Genomic DNA, 1,134 nt, shown 5'->3' on the forward strand with positions numbered 1-1,134 from the left:
TGTATTAGTTCAGACAAGATCTGACACATCAACTTGCAAAAGTGAGAGTTACCCGTTTTGATAAAAGGTGTCGAATCTTTAAATCAAAACATATAAGAGGTAACTCTCATGCTACATACTAACAATCCAATTATTAAACACAAAGCGGGTTTACTTAATCTTGCAGAAGAACTTGGCAACGTATCAAGAGCCTGCAAAGTGATGGGAGTACCCCGTGATACATTTTATCGTTATCAAGAATTAATCGAAGACGGTGGACTTGATGCGTTAATTGATAAAAGTCGTAGGGCGCCAAACTTAAAAAATAGAGTTGATGAAGCAACTGAACAAGCCGTTATTAAATACGCTGTCGATTATCCAGCTCACGGCCAACACCGAACGAGTAATGAACTCAGAAAACAAGGCGTATTCGTTTCTGGCAGCGGTGTTCGTTCAATATGGCTACGTCATGACCTAGAGAACTTTAAAAAGCGTCTCAAGGCGCTAGAAAATAAAGTGGCTAACAAAGGTATTATTCTCACCGACGCTCAAGTAGCTGCGCTTGAAAAGAAAAAACATGATGACGAAGCGTGTGGTGAAATTGAAACGGCTCACCCAGGTTATCTAGGCTCTCAAGATACATTTTACGTCGGTAATCTCAAAGGCGTTGGGCGTATCTACCAACAAACCTTCGTTGATACATACAGCAAAGTAGCGTTCGCTAAGCTCTACACCACGAAAACGCCAATTACTGCGGCTGACATACTCAACGACAAAGTACTGCCGTACTTCGAACAGTACGAGCTTCCTATGCTACGTATTCTAACCGATAGAGGCACTGAATATTGTGGCAAAGTCGAACATCATGATTACCAGTTATATCTGGCTATTAATGATATCGATCATACAAAAACCAAAGCTATGTCACCGCAAACAAATGGTATCTGCGAACGCTTCCATAAAACGATACTCAATGAATTCTATCAAGTTACATCTATATAGCTCATTAGAGGAATTGCAAAAGGATCTGGACGAATGGATGATTTATTACAATAATGACCGAACTCATCAAGGAAAAATATGCTGTGGCAGAACGCCATTAGAAACTTTATTAGATGGAAAATTGATCTGGGCTGAGAAAAATTTAGCTCAAAT

Annotated in this window: 1 pseudogene; it reads left to right on the plus strand. The window is 39.8% G+C overall.

Annotated elements, in window-relative coordinates:
* Positions 1–108: 108 nt before the first annotated feature.
* Positions 109–1,134: pseudogene (locus H5159_RS20715) on the plus strand (IS481 family transposase); the annotation flags it as partial.

The sequence above is a fragment of the Pseudoalteromonas sp. SG43-1 genome (genome assembly GCF_014164415.1).
In the GTDB taxonomy this organism is placed as follows: Bacteria; Pseudomonadota; Gammaproteobacteria; order Enterobacterales; family Alteromonadaceae; genus Pseudoalteromonas; species Pseudoalteromonas distincta.